This is a genomic window from Pseudomonas putida (assembly GCF_028682475.1).
Lineage (GTDB): Bacteria > Pseudomonadota > Gammaproteobacteria > Pseudomonadales > Pseudomonadaceae > Aquipseudomonas > Aquipseudomonas putida_AG.
Genome location: NZ_JANHLE010000007.1, coordinates 96,429 through 116,510, shown reverse-complemented (window position 1 = coordinate 116,510; position 20,082 = coordinate 96,429). Strand labels below are relative to the sequence as shown.

Here is a 20,082-nt window from a genome sequence, read left to right as displayed (position 1 = left end):
AATGATTCCGCGTAGCCTGTTCGATCATGAGCACGAGGCGTTTCGCGACAGCGTGCGGCGCTTCCTGGCGCAGCAGTGTGCGCCCAGCCAGGAGCAGTGGGAAGCCGATCATCGGGTACCCCGCGACATCTGGAAGCACGCCGGCGAGCTGGGCATGCTCAATGCGACCACACCGGCGGCCTATGGCGGGCTGGGGCTGGATCGCCGCTTCTCGATGGTCACCACGGAAGAGATCTACCGCGCGGGTCTGGCGTCGGGTCTGATCGGCTTCGGTGTGCACGACATCGTTGCCGGTTACCTGGTGAACTTCGGCAGCGAAGCGCAAAAGCTCCAGTGGCTGCCGAAGATGGCGGCAGGCCAGGCCATCGGCGCGGTGGCCATGACCGAACCGGACACCGGCTCCGACCTTCAGGCGGTCAAGACCCGTGCGGTACTGGAGGGCGATGAGTATGTCATCAACGGTGCCAAGACCTTCATCTCCAACGGCAGCAACTGCGACATCGTCGTGGTGGTGGCCAAGACCGGCAACTCCGGCAAGGGCGCCCAGGACACGTCGCTGATTCTGGTCGAAGCCGATCGTGCCGGTTTCAGCCGTTCGCAACCGTTGCGCAAGGTCGGCCTGCATGCGCAGGACACCACCATGCTGTTCTTCGAAGACGTGCGCGTACCCAGGGAGAATCTGCTCGGTGGCGTGCCCGGCCAGGGCTTTTTCCAGTTGATGAAAGAGCTGGCCTGGGAGCGCTTGTCCATCGCCATCAGCAGTGTGGCCGGCGCGCTGGCGGTACTGGAAAGCACCCTGGAATACACCAAGGGCCGCAACGTGTTCGGCAAGCCGATTTTCGCCTTCCAGAACACCCGTTTCAAACTGGCCGACCTGAAGATGCAACTGGCGGTCTCGCAGAACTACGTCGACCGCTGCATGGAGCAGTGCCTGGCCGGCACCCTCAGCCCCGAAGCGGCCGCTGCGGCCAAATTGTGGTGCTCGGACCTCTACACCAAGGTGGTGGACGAGTGCGTGCAGCTGCACGGCGGCAACGGCTACATGCTCGAGTACCCGGTAGCCCGTCATTACCTCGATCACCGCGTGCTGCGCATCGCCGGTGGCGCCAACGACATCATGAAAGATCTGGTCGGACGCACACTCTGAGCCGGGCCGCTGAGGACTACCCAATGCACTACCTGATCCCCCGTACACTGTTCAGCACCGAGCACGACGAGTTCCGCCGCGCCTGCCGCCGCTTCATCGAAGAGCAAGTCGCGCCATTCCACGCCCAGTGGGAGAAAGACAAATGCGTACCCCGTGAAGTGTGGCGCAAGGCCGGCGAGCTGGGCATGTTGCTGCCTTCCATGCCCGAAGAATATGGCGGCCCGGGTGCCGACCGCCTGTTCGATATGGTCTTTTCCGAAGAGTTCATGCGTGTCGGCGCCACCGGTCTGATCGGCTTTGGCGTGCATGGTCTGGTGGCGTTCTACATCCTCAACTATGGCACCGAGGCGCAAAAGCAGGCCTGGTTGCCGAAGATGATTGCCGGCGAGGCGGTGGGTGCCATCGCCATGACCGAGCCCAATACCGGTTCGGACCTGCAAGCGGTGCGCACCCGCGCCACGCCCGAGGGCGACCAGCTGATCCTCAACGGCTCGAAAACTTTCATCTCCAACGGCGCCTCCTGCGACCTGGCGCTGGTGGTCTGCAAGACCGGTAACACTGGCACCGCCAAGGATATCTCGCTGGTTATCGTCGAGAAGGAGCGGGCCGGGTTCAGCCGTTCGCAGCCGCTGGAAAAGATCGGCCTGCACGCCCAGGACACCAGCATGCTGTTCTTCGACGATTGCCGCGTGCCCGCCGAGAACGTGCTCGGTGGCGAGCAAGGGCAGGGCTTCTACCAGCTGATGCACGACCTGGCGTGGGAGCGAATCATCGGCGCCGTGGGCTTCCAGGCCCAGGCCGAGGCCGCACTTGAACACACCCTCGACTACACGCGCACACGCATCGTCTTCGGCAAGCCGGTGCTCGATTTCCAGAACTCGCGTTTCACCCTGGCGCAGCTCAAGACCGAGATCCAGCTCGGCCGCTCCTGGGTCGACAGCTGCATGGAACTGTTACTGCGCGGTGAGCTGAGCGCAGAGACCGCAGCGGTCGCCAAGTACTGGACCGCCGAGCTCAGCAGCCGGGTGGTCGATGCCTGCCTGCAACTGCATGGCGGCAACGGCTACATGACCGAATACCCGATTGCCAGGTTGTACCTGGACACCCGCGGCAACCGCATCTGGGGCGGCACCAACGAAATCATGAAGGAAATCATCGCTCGCACCTTGTGAGCGCGATAACAATAGGAGTGCACACGTGTCTGAAGAAATTCGTTTTGACGGCAAAGTCGCTATCGTCACCGGCGCCGGCAACGGCCTGGGCCGCGCCCACGCCTTGCTGCTGGGGGCGCGCGGCGCCAAGGTTGTAGTCAATGACCTGGGGGTCAGCACCGATGGCCGCGGCAGCTCAAGCGCAGCGGCCGACGCCGTGGTCGCTGAAATCCGTGCCATGGGTGGCGAGGCGGTCGCCGACCATCATTCGGTGACCGAGGGCGAGAAAATCGTCGCCACCGCGCTGGAGGCATTCGGCACCGTCGATATCCTCATCAACAACGCCGGCATCCTGCGCGATACCTCGTTCCACAAGATGACCGAGGAGCAGTGGGACCTGATCCAGGATGTCCACGTCAAAGGCGCGTTCCGCCTGACTCACGCCGTTTGGCCGATCATGCGCGACAAGGGCTATGGCCGCATCGTCATGACCGCCTCCGGTGCCGGCATCTTCGGCAACTTTGGCCAGTGCAACTATTCCACCGCCAAGTCCGGCCTGATCGGTTTCGCCAACTCGCTGGCCATCGAAGGCGCGAGCAAGAACATCCGCGTCAACACCATTGCGCCGATTGCCGCTTCGCGCATGGTGATCGCCAGCGGGCTGTTCCCCGAGGAGCTGCACGACAAGCTGAAAGTCGAAGACGTTGCGCCATTGGTGGGCTGGCTGTGCAGCGAGCAGTGCCAGGACAGCGGCGGGCTGTTCGAAGTCGGCGGCGGCTTCCATGCCAAGTATCGCTGGGAACGTTCCCAGGGCCGCTTCCTGCACTCCAACACCCTGAGCCCGGAGCTGGTGCGCGACAACTGGGAACGCATCACCCGTTTCGACGAGCACAGCGTGTATCACGCCAACGGCGGTGACAGCTTCAAAGAGTTCTTTGCGCGCATGGAATCCCCGGCCAAAGGCGGCAACGCGTTCGTCGATATGGAAGTGGCGGCCAATGCGGTGTCTTACCTGGAAACCGAGTACGACCAGAACGATGCCGCGCTGTATGCGTTGGCTGTCGGCGCCGCCAAAGACCCGCTGGACCGTACCGAACTGCTCTACGTCAACGAGTTCAATGGTGACGATTTCCGCGTGCTGCCGACCATGGCCGTGCTGCCTGCGACCGAAGTGTTCCTGCGTGCGGCGAAATCCGGCGAGCCACAGCTCGAAGGCCTGAACCTGCCGTTCGCCAAGGGCCTGCACGGTGAGCAGTACACCGTGATGTACCGTCCGCTGCCGCCCAAGGCCAAGCTCAAGCACACCATGCGCCTGAAGGCGGCCATCGACAAAGGCAAGAGCTCGGTGAGCATTCTGGCCATCGAGACCACCGACGAGCACGGCACGCCGCTGTTCTACAACGAGGTCACAGGCTTCTACCCGGGCGTTCCAGGTGCCGGGCTGGAGCGTGTTGCCAGCGAAGAAATCAACGTGGCGCCGGACCGCGCACCCGACGCCGTCCTGGCCGATACCACCGAGGTCAACCAGGCCTTGCTGTACCGCCTGTGCGGCGACTGGAACCCGATGCACGTGGACCCGGACTATGCCGCCAAGGCCGGTTACGAGAAACCGTTCCTGCATGGCCTGTGCACCTTCGGTTACCTCGGGCGGCACGTGATCAAGGCGTTCTGCGACAACGACTCGCGTCTGTTCAAGAGCGTGCGTGCGCGCTTCGCCTCGATCGTGATGCCCGGTGACACCCTGGAAACGCGCATGTGGCGTGAGTCTGCGACGCGCATCATTGTCGAGATGCGCGCTGTGGAGCGAGATGTCGTGGTGCTGAAAAATGGCGCGGTCGAACTGTTCGAGTCCGTGCCGGCCTGATCCATGGCCACCTGCCGCTAGCCTGCACCGGTAGCGGCAGCTTTGTATTTCAGGAGAGCGCGATGCAACGTTGCGTCAATGTGATTGGCGTAGGTATGTCCCCCTTCAGCCCGGCCGCCTTGAGCCCGGACGGTGTGGCCCTGATTGGCCATACGGCGCGTCAGGCGCTGGTCGATGCCGGGGTGTCCGCCAGCCGCCTTACCGAGGTTTATGTCGCTGCGGATGTTCCCCGGGCGGCTGTCGTGCAGCTCGGCCTCGAACAGGCTGGGGTGGGGCGGGTGCCGTTGCGCCACGTTGGGCAGGGAAGCGACTTGTTCTCTGATGCTTGCCAGGCCATCGCGCAGGGGCAGGCCGAAAGCATTCTGGTGCTGGGCGTACAAAGCGCACCCAGCGTGTTAGCCGATATGAGCGCCATGCTCGAACGCCTGGGCAGTACGGCGCGCGAGTACATGGCGCGCTATCAGGTGCGGCGCGAAACCTTTGCGATGATCGCCGTCAAGGCCCATCAGCATGCGGCGCTCAATCCTCTGGCCGCCTTCGGACAACCACTGAGCCTGGATCAGGTACTGGGGGCCAGCCTGCTTGCCGACCCACTGACCCAGCCACAGTTTGCCTGGCCCGTTGCCGGCGTCGCGGCCGTGCTGCTGTGCTCCAGCGAGTTCGCCAGTCGCTACGGTAACGGTCCGCTGATCCGCACCCTGGCCCAGGCCTGCGTTGCGCCGGTGCAGGTGGCCGGGACGACGCTGGGATCGACGTTTGCCGACGTCGGCTACGACATCAACGTGGCTGCCGCCCGCGAGCTGTATGAACAAGCGGGCCGGGGGCCGCAGGAAGTGGAGGTGTGCGAACTGCATGACTGCAGCACCCTTAACGAACTACTGCTGTACGAAGCGCTGGGCTTCTGCCTGGAGGGCAGCGCCGAGAAGCTGGTCGAGGAGGGTGACAACACCTATGGTGGCAACCTGGTCGTCAATCCCAGTGGTGGCCTGTTGTCACTCGGTCAGGCGCAGTCGCTCAGCGCTCTGGCACAATGCATCGAATTGACCCACCAGTTGCGTGGCAGCGCCGGCCGGCGTCAGGTCGCCAACGCCCGCATTGGCCTGCAGCACTACACCAGCGCTGCCGGTACGGTGATCACCACACTTTATCAGCGCAGTTGAAGCATTGCGCCAACGCGCATCAGGACCGGCTCGAAACAGAACAATTTCAATAGGTGGAACACCACCCTTCAGACGCAGGATCTGCAATGAACAACAACAATAATCAGACTACGCTGTTGCATCGTTTCCTCCACTGGGAGCACAACACCGCCGATGCGATCTACCTGACCCAGCCCTTGCCGGATGGCAGTGTGCAGGAGTACAGCTGGCGCGAAGTCGGCGACCAGGCGCGGCGCATGGCCGCGCATCTGCGTTCGCTCGATTTGCCGGCCAAGTCCTCGATCGGCCTGTTCGGCAAAAACACCGCCCACTGGATCATCGCCGACCTGGCGATCTGGATGGCCGGGCACGTCAGCGTGCCGCTGTACACCACCGCCAACGCTGACACCGTGCGCTATGTGCTGGAGCACGCCGAAGTGCGCCTGCTGTTCGTCGGCCGCCTGGAAGGTGAGGCGGCCGGCTGGCAGGCGATCTGCGCCTCGATCCCGGACAGCCTGGCGTTGATTGACCTGCCAATGTCCAGCTGTGGCAAAGGCACGTCATGGGAACACATCATCGCCACGACCGAGCCCTTGCAAACGGTGCACCTGCCGGCCGCCGAGGAGCTGGCGACGATCATTTACACCTCCGGCAGCACCGGCGATCCCAAGGGCGTGATGCACAGCTTCCGGGCCATGTACAACGCCCCGGCAGTGACCGGCTGCATGTACGCCAACGGCGAGGGCACCCGCAGCAGCGACCGGCTGCTGTCTTACCTGCCGCTGGCGCATACCGCCGAACGCGCGGTGGTGGAGGCGGTCTCGTTGTTCAGTGGTTGCCAGGTGTTCTTCAGCCTGGGGCTGGACACCTTCAGTGAAGACCTGCGCCGGGCACGGCCGACGATCTTTTTGTCGATGCCGCGCTTGTGGGGCAAGTTCTATCAGGGCATCAACGAACGCATCGACCCGGCCACCCAGGCCGCGGTATTCGCCAACCCGGTGGAAGGCCCGCTGATGAAGGCGCAGATTCTCTCGGCGCTGGGGCTTGACCGGGTGCATACCGGGCTCTCCGGTTCGGCGCCGTTGCCGGTCAAAGTCATGGAGTGGTACCGCCAGCTGGGGCTGGAGTTGCTGGAGGGCTATGGCATGTCGGAGAACTTCGGCACCTCGCACTTCAGTCTGCCGGGGCAGGTGCGCGTTGGTTATGTCGGCGCGGTGATTCCGGGGGTCGAGTGCCGGATCGGGGCGGATAACGAAATCCTGGTGAAGAGCCCGGCGCAGATGCTCGGCTACTACAAACTGCCGGAACTGACGGCCCAGAGCTACACCGAGGACGGCCTGTTCCGTACCGGTGACCGTGGCGAGCTGGATGAGCAGGGGCGCCTGCGTATCACCGGGCGGGTCAAGGAACTGTTCAAGACCGCCAAGGGCAAATACGTGGCCCCCGTACCTATCGAGGCCAAGCTGGGTAACCATCCAAGGGTCGAGGCCTCTTGCGTTACCGGTGTCGGTCTGGCGCAGCCGTTGGCCTTGCTCAACGTGTCCGCCGATACCCGAGCGGCCCTGGCCAGTGCCGAGGGACGGGATAAGGTCGTCACCGAGCTTGAGGTGTTCCTGGCGGAGGTGAACAGCCAGTTCGAGGCGCACGAGCAACTGGCGTGTCTGGTGGTGGTCAATGAACCCTGGTCTATCGCCAATGCGTTGCTGACGCCGACCTTGAAGATCCGTCGTAGCCAGATTGAGGAGCGCTATCACAACCAGATCGAAGGGTGGGGTGGTAGTCGCGGCAAGGTGGTGTTTGAGTAAGCACGGTAATCGCGTCAATCCTGGCCGGTCCTTGTGACCGGCCTTTTCACTTGCTGTGCAGTCACGCTGCCGACACCCTCGGTGGGAGCGGGCTTGCCCCGCGATTGCGCTCCATCTTTTCTCGATGACTAATGCAAAGCCTGGCCTGCAGCACTGCGGGTACCGGCGAACGCACTGGTGCCAAGCCAGCGCCACAAGTTTTCCGCATCCTGCACCGCGCCGTCTACACGCAGCTCTTGCGACTGAAGCACCTCCCTGGGTGTACGTTCGCCAGTCCACACTTCGGTCAATGCACGCACGCTGGAGTCCACGACGAGCGTGAGTTCGCGTCCGGGATCGTCGCGGCACAGATCTGCCACACCCTGTTCGACCACCAGCCACCACTCCTGCTCGCCGGACCGCGCGTCGCGGAACCTGAAGTGAATGACCACCGACCGCGGCGGGAACAGCTCGATGCGCGCGAACCGGCGCACGTCCCACATGAGCAGGCCCGCGTCGAGTTCATTATCGCGCAGGCGACTACCGATCCAGCGCGCACCCCAATGGCCTAGCGCCATTATGATGGGGCGCAATTCCTCTCCTGCCTCGGTCAGGCTGTACTCCCAGACTTTGCCTGTGGCTGTGCGATGTACCACACCGATCGCTTCCAGGTGGCGCAGCCGCTGTGCCAGCAAGCTGGTGGACATCCGTGGTACGCCGCGGTGCAGTTCATTGAAGCGCTTGCTGCCGCATAGCAGCTCGCGCACGACCAAAGGTGTCCAGCGCTCGCACAGGGCTTCAGCGCCGCGCGCGACCGTGCAGAACTGCCCGTAGCTTTCATCCATCGCCTGTACTCCGCAACTACAACGCTTCAGATTCTGAACTAGCCTCGCGCCTTCGCCACGCGCACGCTGAAATCTCCGAAAGCCATCGCCTCAGGAGAACGCCATGACCACGATAGCCATCATTCAGCGGCCGCCCGTGCTGCTCGATCGCAGCGCAACGATCGCCCGGGCCGTGCAATCGGTCGCTGAGGCCGCAGCGGCCGGCGCCTCGCTGATCGTTTTGCCCGAATCGTTCATTCCAGGTTACCCGTCGTGGATCTGGCGGCTGGCGGCGGGAAAAGACGGGGCGTTAATCGGCCAGTTGCACACGCGTCTGCTGGCCAATGCCGTTGATCTCGCAAACGGTGACTTGAACGAACTGTGCGAGGCCGCCAGCGCTCATGCCGTGACAATCGTATGCGGTATCAATGAATGCGAGCGGCGTAATGGCGGTGGCACGCTCTATAACAGCGTAGTCGTTATCGGTACGCACGGCGAAGTGCTCAACCGCCATCGCAAGCTGATGCCAACCAACCCTGAGCGCATGGTCCATGGTTTCGGTGATGCGTCCGGGTTGCGTACGGTCGATACACCTGTGGGGCGCATTGGTACGCTGATCTGCTGGGAAAACTACATGCCCTTGGCGCGCTATTCTTTGTATGCCCAAGGCGTGGAAATCTACGTCGCCCCAACGTACGACACCGGCGAGGGCTGGATCAGCACGATGCGTCACATTGCACTCGAAGGTCGATGCTGGGTGCTCGGCAGTGGCACCTTGCTGCGCGGCAGTGACATTCCCGATGACTTTCCGGCGCGCATGCAAGTGTTTCCCGATCCGCAAGAGTGGATCAACGACGGCGACTCGGTGGTGGTCAACCCTCAAGGGCGGATCACAGCCGGTCCATTGCACCGGGAGGCAGGCATTCTGTATGCAGACATCGACGTGTCACTCGTGGCGCCGGCGCGGCGGGCGCTTGACGTCACCGGGCACTATGCGCGCCCTGACATTTTCCAATTGCAGGTGCGACGCACGCCGGCGACAGCGGTGCGTTTGATCGACGGATGAAGCTGACCGACCCTCAGGCGATCCCTTTCAACTTCGGCGATGTGTGTCAAAACCGAAAAGGAGTCACTCCATGAGCAATCAAAAGTCTTACAAAGGCAGTTGTTTTTGCGGCGCAGTCGAGTTCACCGTCAGCGGTGAGCCTGCGGCAATGGGCTATTGCCATTGCGAGTCGTGTCGACATTGGTCGGCAGCGCCGGTCAATGCCTTCACGCTGTGGAAACCCGAGGCGGTACAGGTCACTCGGGGGGCTGAGAACATTGGCACCTACAGCAAGACACCGCAGAGTTTTCGCAAATGGTGCAAGCTTTGCGGCGGGCATATTTTCACCGAACACCCGGGGATGGGGCTCATCGACGTGTATGCCGCAGCCATTCCGGATCTGGCGTATGCACCAGAGGTTCACGTCCATTATCAGGAGACCAGGCTGCGCATCAAAGACGGCTTGCCCAAGATGAAGGATGTCCCCAGCGAATTAGGCGGATCGGGCATCAGCGTCGACGAATAGCGCCAGACGGTCATGGCGGATCGCCTTGAGGGGGCTATCGTTGCTTGTCTGGGCAACGACTACCGAGCGAGGGCGGAGCCATGAACACCAGTGATTTACTCGAACAGTTACTGCGGGCCGGGCAGGGCTCGCAAGCGCAACAAGGGAGCGGCGGCCTGTCGTCGCAAGACGGCCTGGGCGGTTTGGGCGGCTTGTTGGGCGGTCTGCTTGGCGGCGGCAGTGCAACGGGTGGCGGTGGTGGCCTGGGTGGTTTACTGGGCGGCATACTGGGTGGCGGTGCTGGTGGCAGCGCTGGCGGCTTTACCCAGGGGCGCTCCGCGGGTGGCACCAATTACGCGGCCCTGGCGTCGTTGGGCATGATGGCGTTCCAGGCCTATCAAAGCTGGCAGCGCAGCCAGGCCGCAGCCCCGCAACAGGCGGTGCGTACGGTCGATCAATTGTCCGGCCCCGAAGCCGAGGATCACAGCCATGCCATCTTGCGCGCGCTGATTGCGGCAGCCAAGGCTGACGGTCGCATCGACAAGCAGGAAGAACAGTTGATCTACGCTGAAATCAAACGGCAAACCAGCGACCCGCAGCTGCAGCAATGGCTGGATGAGGAAGTCAGCAAGCCACTCGATGCTACCGAGGTGGCGCAGTCGGCTCAGGACCCGGGCATGGCCGCAGAAGTGTACCTGGCCAGTGTGATGCTCGTGGATGACCAGCAGGACGCAGAGCGGGCCTACCTTGACGAACTGGCCGGCGCACTGCAAATCGATCCGGAGTTGCAGGTGCACCTGGAGCAGCAGGCCAAGGGAACCGCCTGATCGGGCTGAGAGGCCTGCGCTCTTCATCAATCTGAAGTCAGCGCAGGGAAGGCTCGGGAGGTTGCATGCACTCTTATCTCCGACGGGGGGCACGCCAGTCGATACCAGAACCTAAAAGGGCTGCCATTTGGCAGCCCTTTTAGGTGTATCCGTTTCAATTTCGATGAGACGTTTTTAGCAAGTAGCAGTTGTATAGGTATGCTCGCACTTTGCGCGCCTACATATAACCTAGAAACTTCAGCAAGGCGAGCCCGCCGATTACGACCAGAAAGACCGCCTGATAATTCGGTAAACAATGTTCTCCGTCGGACTCACCTAGCCCAAGCTTCTGGATCAGGACCGCCAAGCGCTGCCACATTTGTTCTCAAAAAACGAAGCTAGTTAAAATGGCTGAACTCAGTCATCGGATTTCTGCAGCGAGAATGGAGTACTTTGTTGGCTCCCTACGAATCGGACGTCTTTAAGTAGGTACTCTTTGATCAAGAATTCCGCAATATATGAGACACTATATTCGGTAATGTTGTCACAGACCACATCTTCAATTTCGACGCGAAAATACTTATTCAGATCGAGGGCAAAACTGACTGTATCCAGGCTGTCCGCCCCGAGGCTGTTAAGCGTATCAACGTCCTTGATTGAGTCAACCGGAATTTGAAGACTTTCAGATAAAGCGCGCTTCACACCGTCTCTAACGATTCGCGAATAAGCCCCGTAAACAATAGAAAGATCATTTTCGATTTTTGCGATATATTCATCTTCCGAAGCCTGCCGACGATTTACGACGGATTGCGCTAAGAAAGCTGTACCGAACGCAACAAGAATTATTGATCCGGTAGCGATTTTCGCGGCGCGCGACACGGCAGACTACCTACAGCCAGCAGAAAGCGAGCCTATCTCAGCGCCCAAAAGCGCCGACCTGAAATAGACCAAATCCAAAGCGATAGACTTCTTTTCTTTTTTTAACGGATCTATCCATGTAATCTCCTCCGGGACCAGTATTGGTCCATAGAAGTCAGTCGAGCCGGAAACGCTAGCAAGAACCACTTTTACGGTTTTTAGTTTGTCCGAAGTCACGTCTGAACCCATGAGCGTTCCAATCGGAATGTCTATCTGGTCCCATGTCTTGGCAATGCTGCCCAGGTCAGCGTACGCCACGGGCGTTCCAACTTCGTCAAGTACATTCCAACGGCCGTCTTTGTCGGCCTCGCTGGGACTCTTTTTTCCAGCTCGAAGAACGACACTTTCCGCCATTACCGTTCCGTAATTTTTCGTCTGAAGTAGAGCAATTTGTCTGGCCTTTAGTCCTCCCTTCTGACAGGCTTGTCCCGTCATTAAGCCCTTGCGCTGCCTCCATTGTCCCAGCAGTTCGTCTGATAGGGCATTTGTAGGTATCATTACTTGAGACAGTTGTTGGGCACCCGTAGCGCGTTGATCGGCCACTTGTAGCGCGAACTCGCGCGCTAAGGGTGTAGCGTACTCAACCGCTATTCTCGCGGCGACTGAAAACTGTTCTTTAGCGTGCTCGAACGACTTCGCGGCGAAGCTGATTTGCTGGAGCTTGGCGTCCAGAGCCTGCACTTGGCTATTGCTGATATATGCGGCAACAGACACGATCATTGCCACGATCGTGGACGTTATCGCCGTCACTTTTGAAGCATCATCTAGCTTCATGCATGCTCCTGCGGGACTTTCTAAGACCCAACCGATAGGTTTTCGGCTCCGTATCGGTCTAATACAGGTATAGAAGTGCTGAGAAGGACGTCAAGTCGCGGTCGCAGGGCGTGCGACTTCTCGACAAATTCTTAAACACTGACGGGTGCAGCGCAGTTTCTTATTGATGCAACTCCGCTGAACTGCAGTGAAAACCGTTTTCCTCACTGCCTCGTAGCCACGCGACCTGCAAAGAGTCTGGGCTTGGGCTGCTGCTCAGCCTACGCACACGGTCACTCAAGAATCTATCCGACCCAAACCTGACGTTCGACGCCTTGAGACGATAGGAGCTCCATTGCCTCCGGACCGGTCATCGAGTCAGAGGATTGGTGCGCCCCTTGAACCTATTGTTGGGCGCGCGGCCCGATTTCGTTACGGATGAAACCCACTGGTCTCCCCAGGAACCACTGCATCAAATTCAGGAACCCCCGTCGGGATATCAGCGGGAGGCAATTGCGGCGCCATCGCCTAGCGCATGCCTTACAAGCCGCAGACAGCAGCATTCCCAACGATGATCGTTCCTGCACTTCGCGCGCAGTCGTCGAACGCCTTCTTTTCGCCCGCCGGTTCCTCGCGCACGTTGACTGCCGAATAGATCCTTAGTGGAACGCCGCGCGGGATAGTGGCCGGGATCGTCTGGGTGATGATGAAGTTGCTCGTACTGTACGCCGGCACGGAAACGCCCCAATAGGAGAGTTCGGTGCCAACGCCGTCAAGGGATGTGCAGTTGTCGACCTGGTCGGCATAGATTCGAAGGTCACTGCTGCGTGAGAATTGCGAGGTATTGCCGACCGCCGTCATCATCGTCATCGATTGCCCCGGGCACATGTTTCTGGGCGAACCGAGCGGATTGCCGTTCTGGTCCATGTCATTGTTATCGATGACGTTTCTACCTTTGCTGCGGTTCAACCACTGCGCGGAGACATAGAGGTTCGGATAATCCTGCGGGATTCCGTGGAGGACCCTCACCGAATGGACGTCGATCGCGGTGAACCGGACGTGGCTCGAATTACCTGCCCCGAAACCTCCATAGATACCGCCGATCCACGGCACGCGAGCCGGCATACCGTCACGCATGATCGCGAAATTGCCGTCATGCTCGAGACCGACACCATGGCCGGTTTCATGGACCATGACGGCGCGGCCAAGCCCTGCGTCAGATGATTTCAAGGCAACGAACGAATGGTCGGGCTCGTTGAAGTCGAGGTCCGAGCGTGCCATCACGTCGGATTCGAGAATGTGCTCGTCACCGATGACCGTGCAACCGTCGGTCCAGGTGAGCGTGAGGCCCGGCCTGCCGTCGGTCGCGGGGGCATCGACGACGGCGATGTCGGATACATTGTCTTCGTGGGTGATTTGGCACGCGCCGGAGACCCAGTTGACGAGCTTGGCAAGCGGCGCATAGCCCATGACTTCTCCGAGTGCGATCACCACGCTGCGCCCGCGCGGCGTCGAATTGTCGCCGACGCTACAGCCGTTCACGAGGAAGCCCAGCGGCATATATTTTGGGCGGACGGGAACCCCGTCGCAGGTTTTCCAACCGGCCTGCACGCCGCCGGAGCTCGACAGCGCGAGTGCGACGAAGACAGACAAGACCCTGGTCCTTGAATGGATGCTTGATTTCATCTTTGCCTCCACCGAGCTGTTGGGGTGACTCGCATGCAGCCGAGGCGCGGCTTGAGCTGAGCTTGTCCTCCTAGTCGTTGTCCCGATTTGTCAGCCGCGCGCCCAATCCCAGCGACGAGTTCGTCAATAGTGATGGCGGCGCTAACTTCGGTGGGCCCAATGCCGGGGAGGATCGCCGGTCGAGCGGCGACTGCAATCGGCCGACCTTGCGGTAGTACTTCGCGGGCCGCCGCATCGCCGTCCGTAGTTGAAGGTTCGCATTGGGTTCCTGCCCTACAGGGCGTTGCGGGCAGCGGTTCCGTCACCGCGTCCATGACAATGCTTGCGCGCTCGCTTGCGAAGCGGTTTAGCGCCGGCTCAGTCAGCCGCGCAGTGTTGCGCTCGATACCGAGCTTTCCTATCCCTGAAACCCCGAAACCATCACTATCGACGAGAACCTTTCGGCCGCCGATTGTCTCCTCGCGAAAGGCGAGATCGCCTATTACCGGTGAAAAGCGCCAGTCTCTGTTGAACAGGAAGAGTACGTAGGACGCGCCGTCGACGTATCTCGGGAGCTCGCTCGCGGTGACGAACTTACCGCTTGGCAATTTCCCGCCGAACGTGATGAGACTGATGTGATCGCCAACAGATGTCCCGGCGAGCGTCTCAACCCTGCTCAGGCTGACGACTGTCCGTGGTCCGAGGCAATCGTCATATGAATAGGAGATTCCGGTGACCTGGCCATGAACGATTGCCGACGTTTGCTTTACCAGAGACTCGATGCGGTCGAAGCTCTCTGGCGCGACTGCGTCCTTGGCGCCCCCCTCGAAGCCCGGCGCCCGGTCCGCCGGGCTATGGCAGGATGCTGCCGAAAGCGCGGCGCAAATGACGATCATCGCCTTTAGGACGCCGGGCCTCTTTCGTGTTTCGGTGGGCTTGAGTGTCATACCTGCTCCTGGAATTCAGTGACGCTTCTGAATTGGCCAGTCGAGCTCTTTACCCGCAGCTTGAGCGCGTCGACAGGGCTGTCCCGTTCGAAGCGCGAGTTGGGTGGCATGCAAATGCCGAAAGCGCCGAGCGTGCCAGGAGCCACTGAACGAAACCAGCGTCGCGACGCAACAGAGCCCGATGAGCACGTCGGGATCGACAAGCTTGCAGAGCACGGCCAAGCCCCTCCTGCGCAGCGACCGACTTGCGAAGAACCACCGCAGCGCTCAAATGATTGCAAACTTTTTGAATGCGTTGACTGCAGAGCCACAGCCAAACCTGCCTTCACAGGAAGCTTGGAAGTTGCACAGCACTCGATGAGCTCCATTGCACTATGCTCCTTCAACCTTTCAGAGTGAGCGGCAGTTGAGTGCATTGTTAGGCGACGCTTCGCATCTTTGTGGAAAGCGTAGTTCCTTCCGTGACGGATAACCATGCGTCCGCACTTTTGGTGTACGGGCTCGCTAACTATAAGTAGATGACAGAAGTGGCGTAATGCTTTCAGCCATTTTTGTCGCATAACGCTCCTTGTCCATGCGAAACCCCTTGAGCCAACTGCGTCGAGCGCTAGAGCGCGACATAGGCCGGTAGCTGCCTTCCACCAACGGCAGCTTCGGATCATAGCGATCAGTCGCGACCAACTGCTCTCGACCCAGAACATCCGCTCGCAGCTCCTCTGGGCCGTTCACGCTCACCCCTGATCCATCGCCTCGGCCACCCCCTGATCCTCACCCAGAAACCCGCCACTCTGGTGATGCCACAGCTGCGCATAGATGCCGTTTTTTGCCAGCAGTTCGGCGTGGGTACCTTGTTCGATGATGCGTCCGTCATCCATGACAATCAGCCGATCCATCGCCGCAATCGTCGACAGCCGATGGGCGATGGCAATCACGGTTTTGCCCTCCATCATCTCATCGAGGCTTTCCTGAATGGCCACTTCGACTTCGGAATCCAGTGCGCTGGTGGCCTCGTCAAGCAGCAGGATCGGGGCGTTCTTGAGCATTACCCGGGCAATTGCGACGCGCTGGCGCTGGCCGCCGGAAAGCTTGATGCCGCGCTCGCCCACCAGGGTGTCGTAGCCGGTATGGCCTTGCCGGTCGCTGAGTTGGCTGATGAACTCATGGGCCTGGGCACTGGCCGCGGCACTGCGCACTTGTGCGTCGCTCGCATCGGGTCGGCCGTAGGCGATGTTGTCGCGAATCGAACGGTGCAACAGTGACGTATCCTGGGTGACCATGCCGATGGCGCTGCGCAGGCTGTCTTGCGTCACCTGTGCAATGTCTTGGCCGTCAATGCGTATCTGCCCGCTGTCGACATCATAGAAGCGCAGCAGCAAGTTGATGAGCGTGGATTTGCCCGCGCCGGAGCGGCCTACCAGACCGATTTTTTCGCCCGGGCGAATGCTCAGGCTCAGGCCATCGAGCACCTGGCGCTCGCCACTGTAGTTGAAGCTGACATTGTCGAAGGTTACCGCTCCGCCGGTGGTCACCAGCACACCTGCATCCGGCGCATCCTGCACCTTGGGGCCGCGGGTGAGGGTGGCCATGCCATCCTGCACGGTGCCGATGCTCTCGAACAGCGACGTCATCTGCCACATGATCCAGTGCGACATGCCATTGATCCGCAACGCCATGGCGGTGATCGCGGCCACGGCACCGGCGCCGACCTCACCCTGGTGCCAGAGCCACAGGGCGTAACCACCGGCGGCCATGATCAACGCCACCACCAATGCCTGGTTGACGATCTCGAACTGGCTGACCAGGCGCATCTGGCGAAAGCCGGTTTGCTTGAAGTCCTCCATCGCTGCCCGTGCGAAGTGCGCTTCACGATTGGAGTGGGAGAACAGCTTCACCGTCGTGATGTTGGTGTAGGCGTCCGAGATACGCCCGGTCATCATCGAGCGCGCATTGGCCTGTTCCTGCCCGACTTTGCCCAGACGCGGCACGAAGTACAGCATGGCCAGACCGAACAGCACCACCCAGGCCACGAAAGGCAGCATCAGTTTCAGCGCGAATCCGCCCGCCAGGGCGATGATCGCAATGAAATACACCCCAATCCCGGGGGCGATCTCGATCAGGGTGAACAGCAGGTCGCGCACGGCCAGCGCCGTCTGCATGACCTTGGTGGTGACCCGCCCGGAAAACTCATCGGAAAAGAACGAAAGGCTTTGCCGCAGCATCAAACGGTGGAAATCCCAACGCAGCCGCAATGGCAGGTTGATCGCCAATATCTGGTGCTGGACCATGGTTCGCAACGCCACCAGCCCGATGCTGCCCAGCATGACGATAGCCATGCCCCACAACACGCGGCTTTCCTGCGCCGCCGCTTCACCGCCTGCCTGCCAGGTGGCGAGCAGATCCACGACCTGACCGAGGAATGAAAACAGCCAGGCTTCGTAGATCGACACGCTGGCACTGAGCAGCGCAAACGCAAGGATGTAGCCGCGGGCGCCCCGTGTGCACGCCCACAGGAACCGGGCCAGGCCCACGGGCGGTGGCGGGACCTCGTCAGGAGGGAAGGGGTCGAGCCTTCGCTCAAATGCACCAAGCATGGTGGTCTCCAATACGGTCAAATTCGGCAGATTTTGCCATCGAACGGTTGCTTTGCGGGATTTGCGAGGTTGCGCCTCGCCCGGGAACGCCGGCAGCCCGTACGTCAAGGCAAGTTCCAAGGCCGGTTACAAGGGGTGTTGCAAGGGGTATAACTACCAGAACAAAAGGCGGGTTACCCACAATAGGTCCTCCAAAGACAGCGCCCGGGCCAGGCGCCTGCGGCGTGGAGCGATGTGATGAGTTCCAGAGCATGGCGATGGGCTCGCAAGAGTCTTTTGGGCTGCATCCAGCTGGCTTTGCTGGTCGCGCCACTGTGCGCCAGCGCCATGTTCAAGTGCGAAACCAGCGACGGCGCCATCAGCTACAGCAGCCAAGCCACTACCAGCGCCCGCTGCACTCGCGTGAATGGCGTGGCGGGCGCCACTGTCGGCGCCAAGGCAAAAGCCCTGCCACGGCTGGTTCGGTACGACGATGCAGGCGCGGTGCGGGTTCGGGTGTTCACCTTCGTCCACCGGGGTGTTCGTCAATATGTGAGCCGGCGCCCGGTCGGGATCTCCGCACGGGTCGATGTCCTTGACCTCTATTACATCAAGGGCTGCTATCTGTGCATGGCGCCGAAGGATTTCAAGGTCGCCTCACTGCGCCTGGACACCCAATCCTATCGGCGGGAGATCGAAGCCGCGTCGGGCCAGTATGGTGTCGACAGGGCGCTGGTCCGCGCCGTGATACATGCCGAGTCGGCGTTTCGCGCCAACGCCATTTCCGAAGCCGGCGCCCAGGGGCTGATGCAATTGATGCCCGCCACCGCCGCGCGCTTTGCCGTGGACAATCCGTTCGACGCCCGACAGAACATTCGTGGCGGCGTGCGCTACCTGGCCTGGCTGCTCAAGCGCTTCAACGGCAACCAGATGCTGGCGTTGGCAGGTTACAACGCCGGTGAAGCGTCCGTGGAGGAGTACAACGGGGTGCCTCCCTACGCCGAGACGCAAACCTACGTCAGCCGCGTGCAGTCCTTGACCGAACGCTATCGCAATCAGCGCTAGTACCGTAGGACGCATAACCCGCTAGTTCGGCGTTGTGAATCTGGCATGAAATGCAAAGAAAATGGCATCGAAGGTAAAGCTGGCCTCCAGGCAATCATGTAGAAAAATCCGCTGCCAGTCTCGACACTGAGCGGAGGGTTAGTCTCAGAGCGGTAAACAGCTGCTCGTTCCACAACTTCACTTTCCAGCAATTAGCATTGCGTGAAGGAGCACCGATGGCTGGAGCCGATTGCTTATAAAAATATAAGAAGAAACCCTATATGTTCAGGAACATAAGTATTGCTTGGCGTGCGTCCGTTGGTTTCAGCCTGGTTGCAGTATTGACTGCAGGCCTGGGTATATTTGCGCTGTCCAAGCTGGACGACATGCGTGAAAGCACCCGGCAAATAAGTGACGATTGGTTACCCGGGGTGATGAGCTTGAGTCACGGCGCGCAAAACGTTCAACGTATCCGTGCCTTGACCTTGCGCGTCATGATCAGCCGCGACCCGCAAAGCCTTGAGCAGAACTACAACAAAATAGACTTGCTCAAGGTCGAAACCCAGAAAGAACTGGAGCAGTACGAAAAAACCATTCTCATCAATGAGGACAGGGTATTGTTCGAGCGCTTCAAGACCGCGGCAGCGGCCTACATGTCTCTTCAGGCCAAAGTGATCGATTTGTCGCGCAAGGATCAACTCGACGAAGCCCGCCACCTCATCAATGGTGAGATGAACCCGCGTGCGGACGAGCTGAGCAAGACACTCACCGAGCTGATCGAATTTAACAACCGCGGTGCCAATGGTGCTGCCGCCAACAGTGTCGAGGTGTTCAAAAGTGCACGCAGTGGTGTAATCGGCGTGCTCTTGGTCGTCGCGCTGGCGTCATGCATCGTTGCCGTTGGCTTGATTCGCAGCATCGTCTTGCCGCTGCGCCAATCCGTCCGGTTGGCCGAGACGGTGGCAACCGGCAATCTCACCACAAGCGCCGTGGTGGTCGGCAGTGATGAACCCGCGCGGCTGATGGGCGCACTGGTGACCATGCAGAGCAATCTGCGTGACACCATCCTGGCTATCTCCGAGTCATCCAATCAGCTGGCGTCGGCTGCCGAAGAGTTGAGTGCGGTGACCGAAACTGCCAGTCATGGGCTGCATCAGCAAAATGGCGAGATCGAGCAGGCGGCCACGGCGGTCAATGAAATGACCAGTGCCGCGGAGGATGTTGCCCGCAACGCGCAGGTCACGGCCGACGCCACGCGCGCCTCCGACCAGACCGCGCAGCAGGGCCGACAGCAGGTGTTGCGTACCGTCGATGCTATTGCCGAGCTGGCCACTGGCGTAACGGTAACGGCCGGTGAGGTAGAAAACCTGGCCGGGCGGGTACGGGACATCAGCCAGGTGGTCGATGTCATTCGCACGGTTGCCGAGCAAACCAATCTACTGGCACTCAATGCGGCCATCGAAGCGGCCAGGGCGGGTGAGGCCGGTCGCGGTTTTGCCGTGGTCGCCGACGAAGTGCGCAGCCTTGCCCATCGTACCCAGCGCTCGACCCAGGAAATCGAGCAATTGGTCATGGCCATCGAGCAAGGGACCGTGCAGGCGGTCAATGCCATGCAAGGAAGCAACACCCGCGCCCATGGCACCCTGGAAGTGGCCCAGGCAGCGGGTCAGGCCCTCGATCAGATTGCGTCTTCGTTCGCGCAGATCAATGAACGCAACCTGGTGATTGCCAGTGCTGCGCAGCAGCAAGCGCAAGTAGCCCGGGAAGTGGATGGCAACCTCGTCAATATCCGCGAACTGGCTTCGCAGAACGCCGCCGGTGCGACACAAACCAGCGCTGCCAGCCAGGAACTGTCGCGGCTGGCCGTTTCCCTCAATGGTCTGGTGTCGAACTTTGTGGTTTAACCTGGGTTGATCGCAA

Annotated in this window: 16 protein-coding genes; 10 read left to right on the top strand and 6 right to left on the bottom strand. The window is 60.7% G+C overall.

Going from position 1 to position 20,082, the window contains the following annotated elements:
- Window position 1: 1 nt before the first annotated feature.
- From NPS47_RS08480 to NPS47_RS08460, 5 genes are all read left to right on the top strand, one after another.
- A complete protein-coding gene (locus NPS47_RS08480; protein WP_274294534.1) occupies window positions 2-1,147 on the top strand; it encodes an acyl-CoA dehydrogenase family protein in 1,146 nt (381 codons plus the stop codon).
- 32 nt (window positions 1,148-1,179) lie between these two features.
- A complete protein-coding gene (locus NPS47_RS08475) occupies window positions 1,180-2,319 on the top strand; it encodes an acyl-CoA dehydrogenase family protein (RefSeq protein ID WP_274294635.1) in 1,140 nt (379 codons plus the stop codon).
- 25 nt (window positions 2,320-2,344) lie between these two features.
- Window positions 2,345-4,162, top strand: a complete 1,818-nt coding sequence (locus tag NPS47_RS08470; RefSeq protein WP_274294533.1) for an SDR family oxidoreductase — start codon at window positions 2,345-2,347, stop codon at window positions 4,160-4,162.
- Window positions 4,163-4,224: 62 nt separating this feature from the next.
- Complete coding sequence (locus NPS47_RS08465) at window positions 4,225-5,322, top strand: thiolase C-terminal domain-containing protein (protein WP_274294532.1); 1,098 nt, start codon at window positions 4,225-4,227, stop codon at window positions 5,320-5,322.
- 86 nt (window positions 5,323-5,408) lie between these two features.
- Window positions 5,409-7,106 carry an AMP-binding protein gene (locus NPS47_RS08460; RefSeq protein ID WP_274294531.1) on the top strand — a complete coding sequence of 566 codons (1,698 nt, stop codon included), beginning with the start codon at window positions 5,409-5,411 and terminating at the stop codon, window positions 7,104-7,106.
- Window positions 7,107-7,234: 128 nt separating this feature from the next.
- On the opposite strand, the gene NPS47_RS08455 is transcribed toward NPS47_RS08460, so the two are convergent.
- A complete protein-coding gene (locus NPS47_RS08455; protein ID WP_274294530.1) occupies window positions 7,235-7,930 on the bottom strand; it encodes a winged helix-turn-helix transcriptional regulator in 696 nt (231 codons plus the stop codon).
- A 103-nt stretch (window positions 7,931-8,033) separates the two neighbouring features.
- On the opposite strand from NPS47_RS08455, the gene NPS47_RS08450 reads away from it, so the two are divergent.
- The 3 genes from NPS47_RS08450 (at window position 8,034) to NPS47_RS08440 (ending at window position 10,286) form a co-directional block, all read left to right on the top strand.
- A complete protein-coding gene (locus NPS47_RS08450; protein ID WP_274294529.1) occupies window positions 8,034-8,975 on the top strand; it encodes a carbon-nitrogen hydrolase family protein in 942 nt (313 codons plus the stop codon).
- A gap of 70 nt (window positions 8,976-9,045) precedes the next feature.
- Complete coding sequence (locus NPS47_RS08445) at window positions 9,046-9,480, top strand: GFA family protein (protein WP_274294528.1); 435 nt, start codon at window positions 9,046-9,048, stop codon at window positions 9,478-9,480.
- Window positions 9,481-9,560: 80 nt separating this feature from the next.
- A complete protein-coding gene (locus NPS47_RS08440) occupies window positions 9,561-10,286 on the top strand; it encodes a tellurite resistance TerB family protein (protein ID WP_274294527.1) in 726 nt (241 codons plus the stop codon).
- A 396-nt stretch (window positions 10,287-10,682) separates the two neighbouring features.
- On the opposite strand, the gene NPS47_RS08435 is transcribed toward NPS47_RS08440, so the two are convergent.
- The 5 genes from NPS47_RS08435 to NPS47_RS08415 form a co-directional block, all read right to left on the bottom strand.
- The gene (locus NPS47_RS08435) at window positions 10,683-11,144 is read right to left on the bottom strand and encodes an acyl carrier protein (RefSeq protein WP_274294526.1); all 462 of its coding nucleotides are present in this window, start codon (window positions 11,142-11,144) and stop codon (window positions 10,683-10,685) included.
- A 6-nt stretch (window positions 11,145-11,150) separates the two neighbouring features.
- A complete protein-coding gene (locus NPS47_RS08430) occupies window positions 11,151-11,957 on the bottom strand; it encodes a hypothetical protein (RefSeq protein WP_274294525.1) in 807 nt (268 codons plus the stop codon).
- A gap of 519 nt (window positions 11,958-12,476) precedes the next feature.
- Window positions 12,477-13,589, bottom strand: coding sequence for a hypothetical protein (locus NPS47_RS08425; RefSeq protein WP_274294524.1), 1,113 nt, complete (start codon window positions 13,587-13,589; stop codon window positions 12,477-12,479).
- Window positions 13,590-13,618: 29 nt separating this feature from the next.
- Window positions 13,619-14,548, bottom strand: a complete 930-nt coding sequence (locus NPS47_RS08420; RefSeq protein WP_274294523.1) for a hypothetical protein — start codon at window positions 14,546-14,548, stop codon at window positions 13,619-13,621.
- Between the two features lie 731 nt (window positions 14,549-15,279).
- Complete coding sequence (locus NPS47_RS08415; protein ID WP_274294522.1) at window positions 15,280-17,139, bottom strand: ABC transporter ATP-binding protein; 1,860 nt, start codon at window positions 17,137-17,139, stop codon at window positions 15,280-15,282.
- Window positions 17,140-17,376: 237 nt separating this feature from the next.
- On the opposite strand from NPS47_RS08415, the gene NPS47_RS08410 reads away from it, so the two are divergent.
- Window positions 17,377-18,183, top strand: a complete 807-nt coding sequence (locus tag NPS47_RS08410; RefSeq protein ID WP_274294521.1) for a lytic transglycosylase domain-containing protein — start codon at window positions 17,377-17,379, stop codon at window positions 18,181-18,183.
- Window positions 18,184-18,443: 260 nt separating this feature from the next.
- Window positions 18,444-20,066: a methyl-accepting chemotaxis protein gene (locus tag NPS47_RS08405; protein ID WP_274294520.1), complete on the top strand. Its 1,623-nt coding sequence runs from the start codon at window positions 18,444-18,446 to the stop codon at window positions 20,064-20,066.
- Window positions 20,067-20,082: the final 16 nt, after the last annotated feature.

Excerpts from the sequence above, each read along its gene's own strand:
- NPS47_RS08480 (WP_274294534.1), top strand. The coding sequence starts at position 2 with ATGATTCCGCGTAGCCTGTTCGATCATGAGCACGAGGCGTTTCGCGAC.
- NPS47_RS08465 (WP_274294532.1), top strand. The coding sequence starts at position 4,225 with ATGCAACGTTGCGTCAATGTGATTGGCGTAGGTATGTCCCCCTTCAGC.
- NPS47_RS08460 (WP_274294531.1), top strand. The coding sequence starts at position 5,409 with ATGAACAACAACAATAATCAGACTACGCTGTTGCATCGTTTCCTCCAC.
- NPS47_RS08455 (WP_274294530.1), bottom strand. The coding sequence starts at position 7,930 with ATGGATGAAAGCTACGGGCAGTTCTGCACGGTCGCGCGCGGCGCTGAA.
- NPS47_RS08450 (WP_274294529.1), top strand. The coding sequence starts at position 8,034 with ATGACCACGATAGCCATCATTCAGCGGCCGCCCGTGCTGCTCGATCGC.
- NPS47_RS08445 (WP_274294528.1), top strand. The coding sequence starts at position 9,046 with ATGAGCAATCAAAAGTCTTACAAAGGCAGTTGTTTTTGCGGCGCAGTC.
- NPS47_RS08440 (WP_274294527.1), top strand. The coding sequence starts at position 9,561 with ATGAACACCAGTGATTTACTCGAACAGTTACTGCGGGCCGGGCAGGGC.
- NPS47_RS08430 (WP_274294525.1), bottom strand. The coding sequence starts at position 11,957 with ATGAAGCTAGATGATGCTTCAAAAGTGACGGCGATAACGTCCACGATC.
- NPS47_RS08420 (WP_274294523.1), bottom strand. The coding sequence starts at position 14,548 with ATGACACTCAAGCCCACCGAAACACGAAAGAGGCCCGGCGTCCTAAAG.
- NPS47_RS08415 (WP_274294522.1), bottom strand. The coding sequence starts at position 17,139 with ATGCTTGGTGCATTTGAGCGAAGGCTCGACCCCTTCCCTCCTGACGAG.
- NPS47_RS08410 (WP_274294521.1), top strand. The coding sequence starts at position 17,377 with ATGAGTTCCAGAGCATGGCGATGGGCTCGCAAGAGTCTTTTGGGCTGC.
- NPS47_RS08405 (WP_274294520.1), top strand. The coding sequence starts at position 18,444 with ATGTTCAGGAACATAAGTATTGCTTGGCGTGCGTCCGTTGGTTTCAGC.